General features: G+C 67.8%; 13 protein-coding genes. 9 read left to right on the top strand and 4 right to left on the bottom strand.

The features are described 5' to 3' along the window. The first annotated feature begins 14 nt into the window (after positions 1 to 14). The 4 genes from ACXJKQ_RS17455 (at position 15) to ACXJKQ_RS17440 (ending at position 3,394) form a co-directional block, all read left to right on the top strand. On the top strand, positions 15 to 611 hold the full coding sequence (locus ACXJKQ_RS17455; protein ID WP_457106997.1) for a response regulator: 597 nt from the start codon (positions 15 to 17) through the stop codon (positions 609 to 611). Between the two features lie 201 nt (positions 612 to 812). Then, on the top strand, positions 813 to 1,736 hold the full coding sequence (locus tag ACXJKQ_RS17450) for a transglutaminase family protein (RefSeq protein WP_457106996.1): 924 nt from the start codon (positions 813 to 815) through the stop codon (positions 1,734 to 1,736). 64 nt (positions 1,737 to 1,800) lie between these two features. After that, complete coding sequence (locus ACXJKQ_RS17445; protein ID WP_457106995.1) at positions 1,801 to 2,619, top strand: transglutaminase-like domain-containing protein; 819 nt, start codon at positions 1,801 to 1,803, stop codon at positions 2,617 to 2,619. A gap of 127 nt (positions 2,620 to 2,746) precedes the next feature. Beyond that, positions 2,747 to 3,394: a L,D-transpeptidase gene (locus tag ACXJKQ_RS17440; RefSeq protein ID WP_457106994.1), complete on the top strand. Its 648-nt coding sequence runs from the start codon at positions 2,747 to 2,749 to the stop codon at positions 3,392 to 3,394. Positions 3,395 to 3,484: 90 nt separating this feature from the next. On the opposite strand, the gene ACXJKQ_RS17435 is transcribed toward ACXJKQ_RS17440, so the two are convergent. Together ACXJKQ_RS17435 and ACXJKQ_RS17430 are read right to left on the bottom strand one after the other, a co-directional pair. After that, positions 3,485 to 3,820, bottom strand: a complete 336-nt coding sequence (locus tag ACXJKQ_RS17435) for a hypothetical protein (protein ID WP_457106993.1) — start codon at positions 3,818 to 3,820, stop codon at positions 3,485 to 3,487. A 131-nt stretch (positions 3,821 to 3,951) separates the two neighbouring features. Continuing rightward, complete coding sequence (locus ACXJKQ_RS17430; RefSeq protein ID WP_457106992.1) at positions 3,952 to 4,440, bottom strand: phasin; 489 nt, start codon at positions 4,438 to 4,440, stop codon at positions 3,952 to 3,954. A 259-nt stretch (positions 4,441 to 4,699) separates the two neighbouring features. On the opposite strand from ACXJKQ_RS17430, the gene ACXJKQ_RS17425 reads away from it, so the two are divergent. The 5 genes from ACXJKQ_RS17425 to ACXJKQ_RS17405 all read left to right on the top strand — a co-directional run bounded on the left by ACXJKQ_RS17425 (position 4,700) and on the right by ACXJKQ_RS17405 (position 13,789). Beyond that, the gene (locus ACXJKQ_RS17425; RefSeq protein ID WP_457106991.1) at positions 4,700 to 7,228 is read left to right on the top strand and encodes a PAS domain-containing protein; all 2,529 of its coding nucleotides are present in this window, start codon (positions 4,700 to 4,702) and stop codon (positions 7,226 to 7,228) included. A 509-nt stretch (positions 7,229 to 7,737) separates the two neighbouring features. Further along, positions 7,738 to 9,684, top strand: coding sequence for an acetate--CoA ligase (gene acs / locus ACXJKQ_RS17420; protein ID WP_457106990.1), 1,947 nt, complete (start codon positions 7,738 to 7,740; stop codon positions 9,682 to 9,684). Positions 9,685 to 9,811: 127 nt separating this feature from the next. Continuing rightward, positions 9,812 to 10,183, top strand: a complete 372-nt coding sequence (locus ACXJKQ_RS17415) for a DUF485 domain-containing protein (protein WP_457106989.1) — start codon at positions 9,812 to 9,814, stop codon at positions 10,181 to 10,183. Continuing rightward, positions 10,180 to 11,862 carry a cation acetate symporter gene (locus tag ACXJKQ_RS17410; protein WP_457106988.1) on the top strand — a complete coding sequence of 561 codons (1,683 nt, stop codon included), beginning with the start codon at positions 10,180 to 10,182 and terminating at the stop codon, positions 11,860 to 11,862. The genes ACXJKQ_RS17415 and ACXJKQ_RS17410 overlap by 4 nt, the downstream gene beginning before the upstream one ends. Positions 11,863 to 12,154: 292 nt before the next feature. Then, the gene (locus ACXJKQ_RS17405) at positions 12,155 to 13,789 is read left to right on the top strand and encodes an MFS transporter (RefSeq protein WP_457106987.1); all 1,635 of its coding nucleotides are present in this window, start codon (positions 12,155 to 12,157) and stop codon (positions 13,787 to 13,789) included. A gap of 634 nt (positions 13,790 to 14,423) precedes the next feature. On the opposite strand, the gene ACXJKQ_RS17400 is transcribed toward ACXJKQ_RS17405, so the two are convergent. Both ACXJKQ_RS17400 and purH read right to left on the bottom strand, forming a co-directional pair. Next, positions 14,424 to 14,666, bottom strand: a complete 243-nt coding sequence (locus ACXJKQ_RS17400) for a hypothetical protein (RefSeq protein ID WP_457106986.1) — start codon at positions 14,664 to 14,666, stop codon at positions 14,424 to 14,426. A 376-nt stretch (positions 14,667 to 15,042) separates the two neighbouring features. After that, positions 15,043 to 16,641 carry a bifunctional phosphoribosylaminoimidazolecarboxamide formyltransferase/IMP cyclohydrolase gene (purH, locus tag ACXJKQ_RS17395; protein WP_457106985.1) on the bottom strand — a complete coding sequence of 533 codons (1,599 nt, stop codon included), beginning with the start codon at positions 16,639 to 16,641 and terminating at the stop codon, positions 15,043 to 15,045. Between the last annotated feature and the right edge of the window lie 2 nt (positions 16,642 to 16,643).

The following is a 16,643-nucleotide window of genomic DNA, read 5'->3' as shown; positions in this document are numbered from 1 at the left end:
TTCGGGGGGAGTCCTTGAAGAAGCACGAGACGAGCGCGCCCCTGCCGCTCACTGATACGCTTTCGCTTGGTATTCCGCTCGATGAAATCGGCCGGACACTCGCGTCATTCTACGATAATCTCGTCTCCGAGGGCGTGCCCGAGCATCTCGCCTCCCTGGTCCGTCGGGTCCGCCAGACCGACGGCGGGGATTCCGTGCAGCAGATTTCGCGCGAAACGGCGGCCGAGGCCGTCCCGCCGCGCCTCGCCCTCGTTGTCGAGGATGATCCCGAGATCCGCGCCCTGGCCGAAACCCTTCTGGAGGAGACGGAGCTGGACGTCGTCGGCTGCGACAGCGCCGAGGCTGCCCTCTTGGTCCTGCAGGCGCGCGGCGGCGACGTGGCGCTGGTCTTCGCCGATGTCCGGCTGGCCGGCCGAATGGACGGCCTCCAGCTGGCCCGTGCGGTGTCGACGCTGTGGCCCCGGGCGCGGCTGGTGGTGACCTCCGGCCATGGTTTGTCGCGCCCGGAACTGCCGGCCGAGGCCGTCTTCATCGCCAAGCCCTGGCGCGCCTTCGACGTGCTGGTCGAGGCCGAGCGCGCCGCCGCCGAGCCGGCTCCGCCGGTGCTCTGAAGGCGCACTCAAGAAGTCCCCGACTGTGCGTGACGTCTCTTTCGATCCGGGCCGACCGTCGCGCACGGCCCGGCGCGCCAGGCTCTGCGAAGAGCACCGCGGACGGTCGGTCCTGCAGCATCCGCGCGTCTCGTCCGCGCAATTGGGCCTAGCCCTTGCATTGCCGATGACCGCGTCGGCGCGAGCCCGGAGCCTGCAGAGTTGCCGATCCTTTCCGTCCGCCACCGAACGGTCTACCGGTACCGGCGTCCGGTCGCCTTCGGCGAGCACCGGATCATGTTCCGGCCGCGCGACAGTTACGATCAGCGGCTGATCGAGGCGACCCTCGACGTCACCCCCGCGCCCGCGACCCTGCGCTGGCTGTTCGACGTGTTCGGGAACTGCGTGGCGGTGACGACCTTCGAGACGCGCGCCGAGACGCTGACCTTCGATTGCAGCATCACCCTCGAACATACCCCGGAACACGCCCCCGACTTCCCGCTCGCACCCCACGCGACCCACTATCCGTTCGGATACGGCGCCGAGGACATGCCGGACCTAGCCCGATCGATCGAGCGGCAGTGGCGCGATTCGCGCCACGAAGTCGATGCCTGGGCGCGGAGCTTTCTGCCGGAGCAGGGCCGCATCCCCACGCTGGAGTTGCTGGCCGCCATGACCCGCAGCGTGCGGGCGAACTTCACCTATCTGGCCCGCTCCGAGAAGGGCGTGCAGGATCCCCTGACCACCCTGCGCAGCAAGCGTGGCTCCTGTCGGGACTTCGCGGTGCTGATGATGGAGGGCGTGCGGGCGCTCGGCATGGCGGCTCGGTTCGTCTCCGGCTACCTCTACAACCCGCGGAACGACCGTGCCCGGCACGTGGGCGGCGGTTCCACCCACGCGTGGCTGCAAGTCTATCTCCCGGGCGCCGGCTGGGTGGAGTTCGACCCCACCAACGGCATCGTCGGCAACCGCGATCTCATCCGCGTCGCGGTGACCCGCGACCCCGCGCAGGCCGTACCGCTGCACGGGTCCTTCTTCGGTCTCGCCAGCGACGATCTGGGCATGCGCGTCGAGGTCGACGTGATCGAACAGGACGGGGCCGCTGCTCAGACCGCATGGGGGTCGCCGCCGCTTCTGGCGCGTTGAGACCCGGGGATCAGGAACACGCGCGGCGAGCCTGCGCGGAAGGCGAAAGAGCAAGGTGGCCGCGATGAAGATCAGGACCGGTTTCGATATCGCCTTCACGTTGTCGCAGCCGACACCGATGGTCCTGATGCTCAGCGTCCACCATTCGCGGATGCCCGATGTTCTGACGCCGCATCATCTCGTGTTCGATCCGCCATTGACGGCGCACGAGTACCGGGACGATTTCGACAACATCTGCCACCGAATCGTCGCGCCGCCGGGGCTGCTGACGATTTCGGCCGATTTCACGGTCCAGGATTCCGGCCTGCCCGATCCGGTCGTGCCGGAGGCGCGCCAGATCCCCGTGCAGGATCTGCCGGACGCGGCGCTGCTGTTCCTGCTCGGCTCGCGCTACTGCGACACCGACCGGCTGTCGCAGACGGCCTGGTCGCTGTTCGGGAACACACAGGAGGGCTGGGCGCGGGTCCAGGCGATCGTAGACTACACCCACGAGCGGATCCGCTTCGACTACCAGCGCGCCGACGCGACCCGAAGTGCGCACGACGCCTTCATGCAGCGCGAGGGCGTGTGCCGGGATTTCGCCCATCTGGCGATCGCCCTGTGCCGGTGCATGAACATCCCGGCCCGCTACGCCACCGGCTATCTCGGCGACATCGGCGTGCCGAAGGACCCGGCGCCGATGGACTTCTCCGCCTGGTTCGAGGTCTTCCTCGAAGGGCCGGACGGCCCGCGCTGGTACACGTTCGACGCGCGGCACAACCGCCCCCGCATCGGCCGCATCGTCATGGCACGCGGCCGCGACGCCACCGACTGCGCGATTTCGACGAATTTCGGCTACGCGCACCTCGCCCGGTTCGACGTCCACACCGACGAGGTGACCTGAGCGCCGGCCCATACGGCCGAGCCATCCTGCGTATTCCGCCGGGACGCAAATTCTCGGCGGCCGAATGGAACTGCCTGCCTATGCTCACGCTTGTAATGGCAAAGGTTATTGCACAGGCAGGCCACCCATGAAGACCACGGTCACCGCACTCGCCGCACTCCTCGGCGTGTCTGTTCTTGCCGCGACGCCTGCGCTCGCGGCTTCGTCGTACGATCCCTTCGGGACCGACAATGCCGACGAGTACTACTCCGATCAGGGACAGTACGGTTACCAGGGTACTTATGCCCCGGGCTACGGCCAGGGCGTGCAGGCCGCGCCGCAGGCTCAGGTGCAGCCGATCCCCCGTGAGGTCGTGGCGTTCAACGCGCCCTACACGCCGGGCACCATCGTGGTCTCCACGGCCGAGCGGCGCCTGTACTACGTCCTCGGCAACGGCCAGGCCCTGCGCTACGGCGTCGGCGTCGGCCGTCCGGGCTTCAGCTGGAGCGGCAGCAACACGATCACGGCCAAGCGCGAATGGCCGTCGTGGACCCCGCCGAAGGCCATGATCGCCCGCCGCCCCGACCTGCCGCGTTACATGGCCGGCGGGATCGAGAACCCCCTCGGTGCGCGCGCCATGTACATCGGCCACACCGAGTACCGCATCCACGGCTCCAACGAGCCGGACACGATCGGTCAGGCGGTGTCCTCGGGCTGCATCCGGATGACCAACGACGACGTCACCGATCTTTACGAGCGCGTGAAGGTCGGCGCCAAGGTCGTCGTTCTGAACTGAGCGCCCACCTCCGGCCCGCGGGCACCGCGGGCCGGGACGTGAACTGCCGCGCGGGCCGCGTCACCCAAACCGGGTGCGCGTTCTGTCGCGTTACGGGACGACGCGCCCGACGGCTGTCTGAGGCGGGCTGAACGACGCGATCGGCATATCGCAGAAGCAGCGCGCCCCGAGGGGTCGCGGTCCTGGCAGCGGACAGGAGAACGGCTTCGGCCCGGTGATTCCCTGTTGGACGGCGTCGCAGTTGAAGCCGACGGGCGCGCGCTGCGCACGCCGCGGGGCCGGACGGTATCCACCGTCATAGCCGGGATCGTCGTAATACTGCGCCTGCGCCGCGCAGGTCGGCAGCAAAGTCGCGAGGGCCAGCGCGGCGACCGTCCAGCGGAGCGTTCCACGCAGGCCGGATCGGCCGGAAACAGTGAGGCGCATTCCTGAATCCTTCGCTCGGCGCGGCTCCAACCTGTCCGCGCCGCGGCTCTCGACGGCAATACCGGCGAAAACGAGACGGCCCGCCCCGGAGTCCGGGAGCGGGCCGCCGCAGCGACGTCGTCCGATGCGCTTCAGTGCGTGGCGCGCTCGGCAGCGTCCTGGGCGTTCTGAGCGGTCTGCTTGGCGGCGTCCTGGCCCTGCTCCATCGCCTTGCGGGCCTCGTCGGCACCCTGCTGCATGGCCGACTTGGCGCGCTCCGCACCCTGCTGCATGGCGCTCTGCGCGAGGCCGCTGAACTCCTTGGCCTGCGCCTGGATGGCGGCGAACTGGCTGCGGACGAACTCGGCCTGGTGCTGCATGGCCTCCTGCATGTCCTTGGCGCGCACCATCTTCTGCGCGAGGTCGAACGCAGCGTTCACGTTCTGCTCGGCATACTCGAAACCGCGCGAGGATGCGTCGAGGGCATTGGAGCGGGCCACTTCGGCCGAGCCCTGGACGGTGTCGGCGGTGCGGCGGGCCGCGCCGATGAAGCTGTCGAACGCCTTACGGGCCTGCTCGACACTCTTCTCGGCGAAATCGCGCATTTCGGCCGGGACCTCATAATTCGGGGGATTGCTCATGCGTCGTCTCCTCTCTTGCTTGGCCTGTGGATGGCGCGTTGTGCGGCGCACAATAACTGATTCGCCACCATATGCCACCCGCGCTCATGGCGTTAAGGTTGACATACCGTAAACGTGTGACGGTTGCTCCCAGAGTCCAGCGTCGCGGCGCCCGGGAGTTTACAATAGGGCTTCGGTCGTGGGCCTTTCTCGGGCAGAGCGGGCTTACGACGGGTCAGGATAGCGTACGGGTTCGAGGTCGCGGGCTTTGGAGACGACAGTGACACGGACGGCCGGTGCAGCCCAGCCCGGGCTGGCAACCGCCTACGCGGCCTGGGAGCGGCTGCCGGCCCTCGCCGGCGGCCTGTCGCTGCGTGGGTCCATCCATCTCGTGATCGATCCCACGGCCGGGTCGATCCTCCACGCGTCCGAGGCGGCGACGCCTCTGGCCGCGGCGATGACCGGCTCAACCCTCGCCGGCTTGATCCGGCAGGTGGCGACCGCCGTCGCGGCCGACGCCGCGCCGCGCCTCGCCCGTCTCCGCCTGGATCCCCGGCGGATCTCCCCGCCGGTGCTCTGCTGGCTGGCTCGCGGCGAGCAGGCCGATGGCCGGCCCGCGATCCTCCTCGTGCCGACCGCGCCGGTGACGTCCTTGCGCACCTCCCGCTCCGACCGCTCGGGCGAATCCGGTTCCGAGACACTCACGCCACCGGTGCATGCACCCGCCTCACAGGAGTCGCCCGTCCAGCGCGGCGACCGCTTCCTGTGGCGGATCGATGCCGCCGGCGTCGTCACCACGCTCAGCGGACCTGAGTGGCTTGCAGGGTTGGTCGGGCAGCGCTGGCAGGATCTGGCCGAGGGCGGACGCATCACCGGCGCCGACGCCGTTCTGGCGGCCCTGCGCGATCGGCGCACCTTCCGCGGCGAGCCGGCGGTGATCGATGTCGGCGCCGGGCCGTTCCGGGTCGATCTGTCCGGCGCCCCCCTCGGCCGGGGCGACGCCGCCTTCTCCGGATTCGGCGGATTCGGGCTGATTCGAAGCGCCCCGGCCATGAGCGCCGCGCCGGCACAGCCCGGTACGCCGATCCAGGTGCCAGCGGAACCCCGGAAATCATCGGTGGAGATCGTCCCGGCGGTGGTGGCCGCGCTCCGACCGACGGAGGTTCGCGAGTCGGTCGCCGGCGATGCCGAATCGGTCGCGGTGCCGCTGTCGAACGACGAGCATGCCGCCTTCCGGGAAATCGCCCGGGCGCTGGGCGCGCGCTATGCCGGCGACGAGGCTGATGCTGGGGCACAGGCGGCGAAGACCGAGGGCGGTGCTGTGATGCCGTTCCCCGCTCCACAGGTGCAAGCCGCGGAAACACGTGCGGCCGCCGACGCGGTGGGCGCACCGCCGATCGTCGCGGACGTCGAGCCAAGCACCGACGCGGAACCGGCTCCGGAAGCGGAATTCCTCGCCGGGCTACCGCTGCCCATGCTCGTCACTCGCGCCGGTACGATTGTCGCGGCCAATCGCCGATTGCTGGACCTCGCCGGTCATCCCGATCTGCGGAGCCTCGCCCGCACGGGGCTCTCCGGGCTGCTCCCGGGCCTTTCGCCGGCGCTGGAGCTCGATACGTCCTCGCGCCGGACGACGATCGCAACGGTCGAGGGGGGTGTACGCCCGGTGGAACTGCAGGCGGGCACCGTCACCTGGGCGGGCGAAGCCGCTGCGTGCCTGATCGTGCGTCCCGTCGAGGAGGCCGATGTCGCGGACGCGCTCACGGCCGAGCGACTTGCCCGCGCGGCGCAGATCGAGCGAACGGCCGGCGCCGAGGCAGCGCTGGATGCGCTGGAAACTGGTGTTGTCACGATCGATGGTGTCGGGCGCATCGTCGCGATCAACCGCGCAGCCGCCGACCTGTTCGCCTGCGAAGCGCGCGAGGTCGTCGGCAACAGCTTCGTCGCCCTGTTCGACCGGGAAAGCGTGCCGGCGGTCGCCGACGCCCTGCGCGGCGCGGTTCCGGGGCAGCAGGCCGTGCTTCTCACCGGTGCGCCCGTCTCGCTCGCCGTCACGGCAGCACGGTCGGACGGGCGACGCGTGGCGCTTCTGGAAAGCGGCGGTCGCAGGTTCGGCGACCTTGGCGGAGATGCCGGCCCGGGATCCGCAACGGTCCGCAGCGGAGCCCTCGCACGGTTGGGCAGCGCCGTCCGGGAACCCGTGACCGGCATGGTCCACCTCGTCGACGCGATGCTGAAGGAGCCGTTCGGTCCCCTCGGCGACGCGCGCTACAGGCGGTGCCTCGCCGAGATCAGGGCCTCGGGCGAGACGATGCTGGAACGCGTCGGGCAACTTCTGGACCTCGCCGCCGTCGAGGCGGGCGCGTTGCGGCTTGAGCCCCGCGCCATCGATCTCAACGACGTCGTGGCCGGCTGTGTCGCCCGGCTTCAGGGAGAGGCGGCGCGGGGCCGGATCGTGGTGCGGACGAGCTTCTCTACCGACCTCGGCGATCTGGAGGCCGACGAGCTTTCGGTGAGCCGTGCAGCCTCCCTGGTGATCGAGAATGCGATCCGCCGCTCGTCCGCCGGCGGCCAGATCATCGTGTCCACAGGTTCGACCGAGCGGGCGACCGTCGCCCTGCGGGTGCGCGGCACCGGAGCCGGGGCCGCACCGCGGACCGACGCGCCGACGGGTGATGTCGAGGACGGGCTGGCGCTGCCGCGTGCGCTGGTGGAGGCTAATGGGGGCCGCCTCCAGCTCTCGGCACGCCCGGAGGACGGCACCCTCGTGGAAATCATCATACCGACGCGGCGGGTTGCGAACGGCTGAAGCGCCGCCCGATAGCCTTCGCGATGGGACGGAGCCGAACCGCCCCACGCGACGACACCGATACGGGATGTCTCGATCAGGCGGACGGACCGCCCTCTGCCCGAGATCGGCGCCGCAGGTGCCGCCTCGACGGATCGAAGACCGCTGCCGCTCCCGATCGCAGCGCGCGCATTGACGGTGGCCGCCTCGGCGGTTTCCGGTCCCCGTCGCAGGACCGCCCGAAGCCGCCTGGAACGGGCGAAAATGTCGGCGGATTCGCGATTCCGGCCGCGGCCGGAGACATCGGGCCGGCGGGTGATCGCAGGGCCTGCCGACCGCGCTTGACAGCGCAGCACCGAGGCCCCAATCAGCCCTTACATTGTGCTCAATTTACTTACGGGAATTGAGCAGCGCACGCTCGAAACCGCGATGATATCGTCATCGTTGGATGTAGGCTACGTTACTTTGGAAGTCCTGGCTGCGCGGCGGAGACCGCGATACGATCGGGCACCAAAACAGGGATGGACGCCATGGAAGGCAAGGTGATCGAGGTGCAGGCCGCGTGGCGTGAGGGTGCTCACGTCGACGATGCCGCATACCAAGAGATGTACGCGGCGTCGGTGGCCGATCCGGATGCGTTCTGGGGCGAGCACGGCAAACGCATCGACTGGATGACACCGTTCACGAAGGTCAAGAACACCAGTTTCGAACCCGGGCAGGTCTCGATCAAGTGGTTCGAGGACGGCACGACCAACGTCGCCTACAATTGCATCGACCGACATCTCGAGACCCGCGGCGACCAGACCGCGATCATCTGGGAAGGTGACAACCCGGACGAGTCCAAGCACATCAGCTACCGGGAGCTGCATGCCCAGGTCTGCCGGATGGCCAACGTCCTGCGCAATCGCGGCGTCGGCAAGGGCGATCGGGTTACGCTCTACATGCCGATGATCCCGGAAGCGGCCTACGCGATGCTCGCCTGTGCCCGGCTCGGGGCGATCCACGCCATCGTGTTCGGTGGCTTCTCCCCCGACTCGCTGGCCTCGCGGATCCAGGGCTGCGGCTCGAGGATGGTGATCACCGCCGACGAGGGCCTGCGCGGCGGTCGCAAGGTTCCGCTGAAGGCCAATGTCGACGAGGCGATCAAGCGCCTCGATTCGGACCTCGTCGACCACGTCATCGTCGTGCGCCGCACCGGGGGCAGCGTCGCCATGGAGGCGGGACGCGACGTCTACTACGACGAGGCCGCCGAGCAGGTGACCGACGAATGCCCCGCCGAGGCCGTGGAGGCCGAGCACCCGCTGTTCATCCTCTACACATCGGGTTCGACCGGACAACCGAAGGGCGTGGTCCACACCACGGCCGGTTATCTCGTCTACGCCTCGATGACGCACGAATACGTCTTCGATTACCGCCCCGGCGATGTGTACTGGTGCACGGCCGATGTCGGCTGGGTCACGGGCCACAGCTACATCGTCTACGGCCCGCTCGCGAACGGCGCGACCACGCTGATGTTCGAGGGCATCCCGACCTATCCGTCGACGTCCCGCTTCTGGGAAGTGATCGACAAGCACAAGGTCAACATCTTCTACACCGCGCCGACCGCGATCCGCTCCCTGATGGGCGGCGGCGAGGGGCCGGTGAAGAAGACGTCGCGGCAATCCCTGCGTGTGCTCGGCTCGGTCGGCGAGCCGATCAATCCGGAAGCCTGGGAATGGTACTACAACGTCGTCGGCGATCAGCGCTGCTCGATCGTCGACACGTGGTGGCAGACCGAGACCGGCGGCATCCTGATCACCCCGCTGCCGGGCGCCACCGCCCTCAAGCCGGGCTCGGCCACTCGTCCGTTCTTCGGCGTGAGGCCCGAGATGGTAGACGCCGAAGGCAAGGTCCTGCAGGGTCCCTGCGAAGGCAACCTGTGCATCGCCGATTCCTGGCCGGGCCAGATGCGCACGGTCTATGGCGATCACGAGCGCTTCGAGCAGACCTACTTCTCGACCTATCCGGGCAAATACTTCACCGGCGACGGCGCCCGGCGGGATGCGGACGGCTATTACTGGATCACCGGCCGGGTCGATGACGTCATCAACGTCTCGGGTCACCGCATGGGCACCGCCGAGGTCGAATCCTCGCTGGTGGCGCATCCCAAGGTCGCCGAGGCCGCGGTGGTGGGCTACCCCCACAACGTGAAGGGTCAGGGCATCTACGCCTACGTCACCCTGAATGACGGCGAGGAGGGCGACGACGCCCTCCGCAAGGAACTGGTGACCTGGGTCCGCAAGGATATCGGGCCGATCGCCTCGCCCGACCTGATCCAGTTCGCGCCGGGCCTGCCCAAGACCCGGTCCGGCAAGATCATGCGCCGCATCCTGCGCAAGATCGCCGAGGACGATTTCGGCTCCCTGGGCGACACCTCGACCCTGGCCGAGCCGGCCGTCGTCGACGACCTGATCGAGAACCGGCAGAACCGGGCCTGATCGGCCCGGATCGCCGGATCTGAATCCGCTGGGGTGGATGCCGGTCCGGCGTCCGCCTCCAACAAGAACCACGAACCATCACCGGGAAGAACCGGAGGGCGCCGGAGCCCTCGCGGGAGGAACAGCCATGAGCGGCAGGACACTCGACCTCCGAGGGCGCACCGCGCCCCCGGGCACAGGTACACGCGGCACGGAGGTGGATCCGCAGATCGAGCGGATCGTCCGGACCCCGGAATTTCAGCAGCTCGTAGCCGAGCGCACCCGCTTCGGCTGGATCCTGACGATCCTGATGCTGGTCGTCTATTTCGGCTTCATCGGCCTGATCGCCTTCGACAAGTCGCTGCTCGCCGTGAAGGTCGGCGGCACCGCATCCCTGGGCCTGTTCATGGGCGTGTTCGTGATCCTCTTCGCCTTCGCGCTCACGGGGATCTACGTGGCCCGCGCCAACACGCGCTTCGACGCCCTGAGCGACGCCCTCAAGCGGAGCGTGGCCCGATGAACCGCCTCCTCCTCGGCTTGACGCTCGCCACTTTGGCCGCCAGCGCGGCCTACGCCGCCGGCCCGGATCTGGGCGCCGTGCAGCAATCGGCCACGAACTGGCCGGCGATCCTCATGTTCCTGTTCTTCGTGCTGATGACGCTTGGCATCACCTACAAGGCGGCCATGGGCACGAAGTCGGCCGCCGACTTCTATGCCGCCGGCGGCGGCATCTCGGCGGGCACGAACTCCCTGGCGATCGCCGGCGACTACATGTCGGCGGCCTCGTTCCTCGGCATCTCGGGCCTCGTCTACACCTCGGGCTTCGACGGGCTGATCTACTCCACGGGCTTCCTCGTCGGCTGGCCGATCGTGCTGTTCCTGATCGCGGAGCGCCTGCGCAACCTCGGCAAGTTCACCTTCGCCGACGTGGCGAGCTTCCGCCTCGACCAGACCGCGATCCGCATCATCTCGGCGGTGGGCACCCTGGTGGTGGTGGCCTTCTACCTGATCGCCCAGATGGTCGGGGCCGGAAAGCTGATCCAGCTCCTGTTCGGCCTGCCCTATCTCTACGCGGTGATCATCGTCGGCGTCCTGATGATCGTCTACGTCGCCTTCGGCGGCATGAAGGCGACCACGTGGGTGCAGGTGATCAAGGCCTGCCTTCTGCTCGGCGGCGCCACCTTCATGGCCGGCGCGGTCCTCTACAAGTACGGCTTCAACCCCGAGGTGCTGTTCGCGAACGCCGTGCAGGTCCATCCGAAGGGCGACGCCATCATGGCGCCGGGCGGCCTCGTGTCGAACCCGGTCGAGGCGATTTCCCTCGGCGTCGGCCTGATGTTCGGAACCGCCGGCCTGCCGCACATCCTGATGCGGTTCTTCACGGTCTCGGACGCCCAGGCCGCGCGCAAGTCGGTGTTCTACGCCACCGGCCTGATCGGCTACTTCTACATCCTGACCTTCATCATCGGCTTCGGCGGTATCGCGCTGCTGATGTCGGATCCGAGCTACTTCAAGCTCGGCGCTGCCGGCACCTTCGACAAGCTGAAGGACATGATCGGCGGCACCAACATGGTGGCGGTCAACCTCGCCAACGCGGTGGGCGGCCCGTACTTCCTCGGGTTCATCTCCGCCGTGGCCTTCGCCACCATCCTGGCGGTGGTGGCCGGCCTGACGCTCGCGGGCGCCTCGGCGATCAGCCACGACCTCTACGCCCAGGTGATCGCCCGCGGGCGGACCACCGAGAAGCACGAGGTCAACCTGTCGAAGATCTCGGCCGTGGTGATCGGAATCGTGGCGATCGTTCTCGGCTACGTGTTCGAGAACCAGAACGTGGCCTTCATGGTCGGCCTCGCCTTCGCGGTGGCGGCAAGCTGCAACTTCCCGGTTCTGGCCATGTCGATCCTGTGGCGGGGCACCACGACCTGGGGCGCGCTGGCCGGCGGCCTCGTCGGCCTGCTCGCAGCGGTCATCATGGTGGTTCTGTCGAAGGCCGTCTGGGTGACGACGCTGGGCAATCCCGTCCCGCTCTTCCCCTACGACAACCCGGCGCTGTTCTCGATGCCGCTGGCCTTCGCGACGATCTGGATCGTGTCCCTGATGGACAGGTCGCGGCGCGCCCAGCGCGAGCGCGCGGCCTTCGAGGCCCAGTTCGTGAGGTCCGAGACCGGAATCGGTGCCTCGGGCGCGCACGCGCACTGACCGACCTCGCACCGGCCTGACGGGCGAAGGGCGCGGCGCTGGCCGCGCCCTTCGTCGTTTTTGGGGCCACTCCGCACGCACCCATGTTGATCGCGCCGTTCACGATCGCTTTACCGGTTGACCAGCCGCCCCCTTGCGATAACGCATATGTGACCCGCGCTTCACGCAGGGCCGCCCGAAAAACGGGCCGTGGGGACGATCCGCGTCTCGGGTCGCCTGAAATGCGTCTGGGAGGACCAGTTTTATGGCTGTGGCAACCGCAATCCCGCGGACGGGGGACGCCGCGAGGCCGATGACTTCGGCCGAGAAGCGGGTGATCTTCGCGTCCTCGCTCGGCACCGTGTTCGAGTGGTACGATTTCTACCTGTACGGATCCCTGGCCGCGATCATCGGCGCGCAGTTCTTCTCGGCATACCCGCCGGCCACGCGCGACATCTTCGCTCTTCTAGCCTTCGCGGCCGGATTCATCGTCCGCCCGTTCGGCGCCCTGGTCTTCGGCCGCATCGGCGACCTGGTCGGGCGTAAGTACACCTTCCTGATCACCATCCTGATCATGGGCCTGTCGACGTTCATTGTCGGCGTTCTGCCCAACGCCGCCACCATCGGGATCGCTGCCCCGATCATCCTGATCGTCCTGCGCCTCGCACAAGGGTTGGCCCTCGGCGGCGAGTACGGCGGTGCCGCGACCTACGTGGCGGAGCACGCACCCAACGGACGCCGCGGTTTCTATACGAGCTGGATCCAGACCACCGCGACGCTGGGCCTGTTCCTGTCGCTCCTCGTCATCCTGGCGACGCGCAGCTTCACCGGCGAGGCGGCCTTCGCCGAATGGGGCTGGCGCATCCCGTTCCTGGTCTCTGTACTACTGCTCGGCATCTCGGTCTGGATCCGTCTCCAGCTCTCGGAATCGCCGGCCTTCAAGAAGATGAAGGACGAGGGCAAGACCTCCAAGGCGCCCCTCACCGAGGCCTTCGGCCAGTGGCGGAACGCCAAGTTCGCGCTCATCGCCCTGTTCGGCCTCGTCGCGGGCCAGGGCGTGGTCTGGTACACCGGTCAGTTCTACGCGCTGTTCTTCCTGCAATCGATCCTCAAGGTCGATGGTTACACGGCCAACCTGCTCATCGCGTGGTCGCTGCTCCTCGGGACCGGCTTCTTCGTCGTGTTCGGCTGGCTGTCGGACAAGATCGGCCGCAAGGTTATCATCCTGGCGGGCTGCGCGATCGCGGCCGCGACCTTCTTCCCGATTTTCAAGGGCATCACATCCACGGCGAACCCGAGGCTGGAGGCGGCGATCGAGAACGTGAAGGTCACCGTCACGGCGGACCCGGCAAGCTGCGGGACCCTATTCAACCCCGTCGGCACGCGGGTCTTCTCGGCCCCCTGCGATCTGGCCCGCGACTTCCTGTCGAAGTCGTCCGTGCGCTACGCGACCGCCCCCGGCGCGGCCGGTCAACCCACGACGATCCGGATCAACGACACCGAGGTCCCGTACCCCCAGGGCGGCAACGCCGAGGCCAACAAGGCCACGCTCGCCGCGCTCCAGGCCGCCGGCTACCCGAAGGCGGGCGACCCTGAGATCGTGAAGATGTCGAACCCATTCGACATCTTCCGGCCGCAGGTCGCCCAGGTGATCGGCCTGCTGTTCATCCTCGTGCTGTTCGTCACGATGGTCTACGGCCCGATCGCCGCCATGCTGGTGGAGCTGTTCCCGACCCGGATCCGCTACACGTCGATGTCGCTGCCCTACCATATTGGCAATGGCTGGTTCGGCGGTCTGCTGCCTGCCACTGCCTTCGCCATGGTGGCGCAGACCGGCGACATCTATTTCGGCCTTTGGTACCCGATCGTCATCGCCGTTGCGACGGTGATCATCGGCGTGCTGTTCGTGCCGGAGACCAAGGATCGCGATATCTTCGCGGACACCTGAGCGGCGCAGGCCGACCCAAACGAACGCATCTCATCGACGCCCGGGCAGCGCACGCTGCCCGGGCGTTTCCGTTCGAGGTCTCCCATCATCGGGCCGCGCCCGCGGAAGGCGGCCGATACGGCGGCAGGACCGCTTGTGACGCGCCCGCAACGCCACCGCTGAATAGCGCCGGGTGCGGTTCGTCACGGATTGCATTTCTGCGGATCGCCTACAGACATAGACAAGATCGACCTCGGCGAGGGCCGAAGTCTCCTCAGACGGCGCCATATCGATTGTTCGGATCCGGATGCAGCGCCCTAAAGAGAGCCGGTTATTGCAACTTACAGTAAAGATCGATTCTATCGAAGACCGCATGAGGGTCGCATGAATTATTCGACCCTGAAGAAACTTCATCCGTCCTACAAATGAACCGGAGGAACCTGAAGCGGTACGAAGCCGTATCAAGTTTTCTCCACTCTGAGGCACTCGGAACGTGAACGTGAGCGACGTCTTGATACGCCTGGGCCGTCAGACAGGAAGACGACCGCCGATTCGAATTGTTGTTATCTGGTCGTTGCTTGCCTTCGCGTTGTGGATCGCGATCAACAGTGTTGCCGGTCGACTGGTCTGGCTTTGGTAGGATTGAGTGACCTGGTCAATTGTTTTCCGGATACCCAGTGAGGTAGGCACCTAACAGATACCCGGCCTGATGCGCGGTCAGATATCCCAGCATGATCAGCACATGCAGCAGATCGAGTCCGTAGACGGACATGAACATCGTCATCGCAGTAAACATGACGACGGAGGACGTCATAGCGATCACGATCGCCGAGTAGGACCGGCCGATCAGCCAGCCGACGAGGAACAACAGCGCAGCGACCAACATCTCGTCACCCAACCCGGAGCCAATCCAGGAAGTTCTTCACACGAGCTTCCGGCGCACATTGCGGTGATGATGGCGCCCGGCCGAGAAAATATCAACCCGCGCCGCTTGTGCCGCATATATTCGCAAAGACGGGGATATTTTTCCGGCAACAATGCTCGAATGACAGCATTGAATGATACCGCGGATCTATTGCCGCGACTCGACTTGAACGGCGATTGTTCGCAGCGATGCTGGACCGGACCGCCGTTCACCTGGAAAAATCAGGGCGACAAGCCGGATCGTCCCGGATCGTTAACGGGTCGATCGACGCGGCGGTGATGCGCCCCGAGCCCCTCTCCCAGCGGAGGTTGGGGGAAGACCGTCGCGCCGGGGTTGCGGCGCGGGGGCGTCAGTGCCGGAAATGACGATGGCCCGTCAGGACCATGGCGAGGCCGGCCTCGTCGGCCGCGGCGATGACGTCCGCATCGCGCATCGAGCCCCCTGGCTGGATTACCGCCGTGGCGCCCGCCTCGGCGGCGGCCATCAGCCCGTCGGCGAACGGGAAGAAGGCATCCGAGGCCACGACCGAGCCGACCGCGAGGCTCTCCGAGAGGCCCAGGCGCCTCGCACCCTCGGCGGCCTTCCAGGCGGCGATGCGCGAGGAATCGACCCGAGACATCTGTCCCGCCCCGATGCCGACCGTGGCGCCGGCCTTAGCATACACGATGGCGTTCGACTTCACGTGCTTGGCGACCCGGTAGGCGAACCGGAGATCGGCCAGTTCCGCCTCGCTCGGCGCGCGCTTGGTGACGACCCGGAGTGGCATGTCGTCGACGACCGCCGCGTCCCGGCCCTGGACGAGCAGGCCGCCGGCGAGCGTCCGCACGGTCTCGCCCGGCGCCCGCGGGTCGGGCAGGCCGCCGGCCAGAAGCAGACGCAGGTTCTTCTTGCCGGCCACGATGGCCGCGGCCTCGGGCGTGGCATCCGGGGCGATGATCACCTCGGTGAAGATCTCGACGATCCGGTGCGCCGCCTCGGCGTCCAGCGTCCGGTTCAGCGCCACGATCCCGCCGAAGGCCGAGGTCGGGTCGCAGCTCAGCGCACGCTCGTAGGCTTCGAGCAGGCTCGCGCCCTCGGCGACGCCGCAGGGATTGGCGTGCTTGATGATTGCGACCGCGGCGGTCCGCGCCGGGTCGAACTCGGCGACGCATTCGAAGGCCGCATCCGTGTCGTTGAAGTTGTTGTAGGACAGCTCCTTGCCCTGGAGCTGTCGGACCGTCGCCATGCCCGGGCGGGCCTTGCCCGGCGACCGGTAGAAGGCGGCCGACTGATGCGGGTTCTCGCCATAGCGCAGCGCCTGCCCCAGGGTGCCCCCGAAGGCGCGGAACGGCGCCGGCTCGTCGGCTCCGAACCGGCCGGCCATCCAGTTCGCGATCGCGGCGTCGTAGGCGGCCGTGCGAGCGAAGGCCTTCTGCGCCAGGCGGCGGCGCAGCTGCGCCCCGAGGGCGCCGTCATCCGCCTCCAGGGCGGCGAGCACGCCGGCGTAGTCCGACACGTCGGTGACGACGGCGACATCCGCGTGATTCTTGGCCGCCGCGCGGATCATCGCCGGGCCGCCGACATCGATGTTCTCGATGCAGTCTTCGTCCGGTTTGTCGGCCGCGATGGTCGCCTCGAACGGATACAGGTTCACCACGAGAAGGTCGATCGCGCCGATTCCGTGGGCGGCGAGCGCAGCCTGATGCTCGGGGTTGTCGCGGATGGCGAGGAGGCCCCCATGCACCGCCGGATGCAGGGTCTTCACGCGGCCGTCCATCATCTCGGGGAAGCCCGTGAGGTCAGCGACCTCCGTCACCGGAAGCCCGGCCTCCCGCAGGGTGCGATGGGTGCCCCCGGTGGAGACCAGCGCGATGCCGCGGGCGTGGAGCGCCCGGGCGAAGTCGACGAGACCGGTCTTGTCGGAGACCGAGAGGAGCGCGCGGGAGACCCGCACCTGATCGTGCGCCATAG

The organism is Methylobacterium sp. P5_C11 (assembly GCF_054049775.1).
Note: the sequence above shows the minus strand (reverse complement) of the source record. Positions and strands in the feature narration are given on the sequence as shown.

Excerpts from the sequence above, each read along its gene's own strand:
- ACXJKQ_RS17405 (WP_457106987.1), top strand. The coding sequence starts at position 12,155 with ATGACTTCGGCCGAGAAGCGGGTGATCTTCGCGTCCTCGCTCGGCACC.
- ACXJKQ_RS17410 (WP_457106988.1), top strand. The coding sequence starts at position 10,180 with ATGAACCGCCTCCTCCTCGGCTTGACGCTCGCCACTTTGGCCGCCAGC.
- purH (WP_457106985.1), bottom strand. The coding sequence starts at position 16,641 with ATGGCGCACGATCAGGTGCGGGTCTCCCGCGCGCTCCTCTCGGTCTCC.
- ACXJKQ_RS17440 (WP_457106994.1), top strand. The coding sequence starts at position 2,747 with ATGAAGACCACGGTCACCGCACTCGCCGCACTCCTCGGCGTGTCTGTT.
- acs (WP_457106990.1), top strand. The coding sequence starts at position 7,738 with ATGGAAGGCAAGGTGATCGAGGTGCAGGCCGCGTGGCGTGAGGGTGCT.
- ACXJKQ_RS17430 (WP_457106992.1), bottom strand. The coding sequence starts at position 4,440 with ATGAGCAATCCCCCGAATTATGAGGTCCCGGCCGAAATGCGCGATTTC.
- ACXJKQ_RS17445 (WP_457106995.1), top strand. The coding sequence starts at position 1,801 with ATGAAGATCAGGACCGGTTTCGATATCGCCTTCACGTTGTCGCAGCCG.
- ACXJKQ_RS17435 (WP_457106993.1), bottom strand. The coding sequence starts at position 3,820 with ATGCGCCTCACTGTTTCCGGCCGATCCGGCCTGCGTGGAACGCTCCGC.
- ACXJKQ_RS17415 (WP_457106989.1), top strand. The coding sequence starts at position 9,812 with ATGAGCGGCAGGACACTCGACCTCCGAGGGCGCACCGCGCCCCCGGGC.